Origin of the sequence: Mesorhizobium sp. M7A.F.Ca.MR.148.00.0.0 (genome assembly GCF_003997735.1) — a bacterium.
Lineage (GTDB): Bacteria > Pseudomonadota > Alphaproteobacteria > Rhizobiales > Rhizobiaceae > Mesorhizobium.
In genome coordinates this window covers 1,683-4,255 of the sequence record NZ_RZTB01000220.1, presented here as the reverse complement: position 1 = coordinate 4,255, position 2,573 = coordinate 1,683, and the positions used below count along the sequence as shown (strand labels likewise).

Here is a 2,573-nt window from a genome sequence, read left to right as displayed (position 1 = left end):
GCGATTGCAACTGCATTTTTCGGCTATCAATTCTTCCAGAAAACCCGAAGAGGATTTGCAGATGTCCTCTGACAGGTCAGGCAACCGCGCTTCCGACATAGCAATTCGCGTGCGCGATGTGTCCAAGCACTATGTCATGTTCGAGCGACCTGAAGACCGCTTCAAGCAAATGATAGTCCCGCGGTTGGAGCGGCTGATCGGTCGCCCGCCGCGCCGCTATTTTCGCGATTTCGCCGCGCTCTCCGGAATTTCGCTGGAGGTTGGCCGCGGCGAAACCGTCGGTATTATCGGCCGCAACGGTTCCGGAAAATCCACGCTGCTGCAGATAATCTGCGGTACGCTGCAACCGACCACTGGTTCGGTCGAAGTCAACGGCCGCATTGCCGCGCTGTTGGAACTTGGCGCTGGATTCAATCCCGAATTCACTGGACGCGAAAACGTGTTCCTTAACGCATCCATCCTCGGCGTTCCGCGCAAGGAAATGGAGTGGCGGTTCGACGACATCGCCCGTTTCGCCGATATCGGTCCGTTCATGGATCAGCCGGTGAAGACCTATTCGTCAGGCATGTATGTGCGGCTGGCTTTCGCAACGGCCATCAACGTCGATCCGGATATTCTGGTGGTGGACGAGGCGCTTGCGGTGGGGGATGAAGCGTTTCAGCGCAAGTGCTTCGCTCGCATCGAGGACATCAAGGACAAGGGTGGCACTATCCTGTTTGTCAGCCATGCCGCTCAGACCATTGTTCAACTGTGTTCGAAAGCGATGCTAATCGATACCGGAGAGCTGATTTCCCAAGGCAGACCCAAAGCTGTAGTCAATCAATATCAGCGGCTAGTAAATGCTTCTGGGGAAACGGCAGCACAAATGCGAGCGAGCATTGTGCGCTCGGTTGCCGTCAGACCTCACAGCGCGGTAGGTGTAAATATTGAAAAGGAGAGTGCTGAAGACATAACGAAGACCGTCTATGAAGTTGAATACTCTGCGCTTCCTTCAGCGTCATCGTCTTTGCAGAGCCAAGAAGAATTTTCGGATTATTTCGACGAGAGTTTACAGACGCAATCTGCGACGGCAACGGAAGAGCACGGCGCACGTATCCACGACCTTCGCCTAACAACAACGGTTGGCAGCCAGGTCAATGTTCTTCAGCTAGGCAAGCGGTACGCGTTTGAGTTCAAAGCGAGCTTTTCAGTCGATGCGGCCAATGTAGCTTTCGGTATGGCTTTGAAAACCGTTTCTGGTTTGATATTAGCTGGAGCAAATAATGTTGACAAAGATATTTTCAGGATAAAGAAAGTAAAGTCTGGGGATACCGTTAAGGTTTGTTTTGAGTTTAATTGTTTGATGCTGCCGGGTACGTATTTCCTTGGAGGATCAGTTTTTGGTAAAACTATATCTGGTAGCAGTCCGCTGCACAGAATTGTCGATGCTGTGGCGTTTCGTGTAGCGCCGGAAGCAGACCTTCTTTCGTCTGGACATTTCGATTTAGGGACGTCTATAAAAACGGAAATTATGTAGCGTTTCTTTTTTTGTAGTTAGCGTGCCGTCGGGCGATCGGAGCACCCGTATATAGTCAAAAAATCTCAATGGCTCATCTTTCATTGCCTCGGTCTGCTTCTGTGAGTTCCAATGTGAAATGGCCGGGGACGATGTCATTCGATATGCCTCGCCCTCACTCTCGTCTTCGTACCAATCCAGATGCTTGGCGTCATAGGGATAGTAAATTCGCAATCCCTTCTGCAGCCGATTGAAGCGCTCTCCAGCACGATAGAGAGCAAAGGTTGTGTCGATTGGCGCTCGTTGGTAAGCGATCTTAATTTCGTCGCGCGTGAACCAAGAAGGCTCTTTTTGCCAAAACTGATCAATGTGTCGATTCATCGCATGATTATAAAGGGGGTAGGTGGAGGGGACGTCATGTATCCTTAACATTGGTCCCACGCAGGCGACGTCTCTGAAATTATCCAATAACAGATCAAAAATAGACAATATATCCGGAGCTGCGCTACTGAGATCGACGTCACCGTCCGTCACCACATACCTGCCAGGCTCAGCCCAATTAGAAAAGTACATCTCAATCGTAGTGTTGACGTTTTCTAGCTCTTCAGGTGCGTTGATCGCTGTCGATCTAATAATTGTTACGCCAGATTTCTCTAAATTATCAAGTATCGATAATGTGCGATGGTCGAAACTTCCGTTGTCGTGAATAACGATGTCAACATCTGTGCTGAGTCGGTTGTAGGAATCTACCACTTTAAGTAATTGATCGCCTCGGTTAAACGAGATTATGAAAATTGGTAATGGTCTAGACCGACATTTGTCAAAAGTATATATTTTCCGATCGGAAAATATATCTATATCATCTACTCTTTTAACCAATGCTGCAGACAGGGCGTCGGTATCAATTTCCATTTCATGGATTTGGCAGAGGTCGGCAAGACCCGATCTTGACCACGTGCGATTGATGGAAACTGCATCTGCCTGAGGTCTTTTTGCTAATGAAAACCAATCACGAAATTTGAAGCCCTCACCCGCTACCTGGTTGGAGAACTCAACCCAAGCATTGGGAATCCCGAGT

2 protein-coding genes are annotated in these 2,573 nt (G+C 49.1%); one reads left to right on the top strand and one right to left on the bottom strand.

What is annotated here, in order from left to right; all coding sequences use genetic code 11:
* Positions 1 to 1,516: ABC transporter ATP-binding protein (locus EOB49_RS33105; protein ID WP_348630288.1), on the top strand; the 1,516-nt coding region annotated here is incomplete at its 5' end.
* On the opposite strand, the gene EOB49_RS33100 is transcribed toward EOB49_RS33105, so the two are convergent.
* Positions 1,484 to 2,573, bottom strand: a 1,090-nt coding sequence (locus tag EOB49_RS33100) for a hypothetical protein (protein WP_206526180.1), incomplete at its 5' end; no start/stop codon positions are given. The two genes, EOB49_RS33105 and EOB49_RS33100, sit on opposite strands and share 33 nt — an antisense overlap.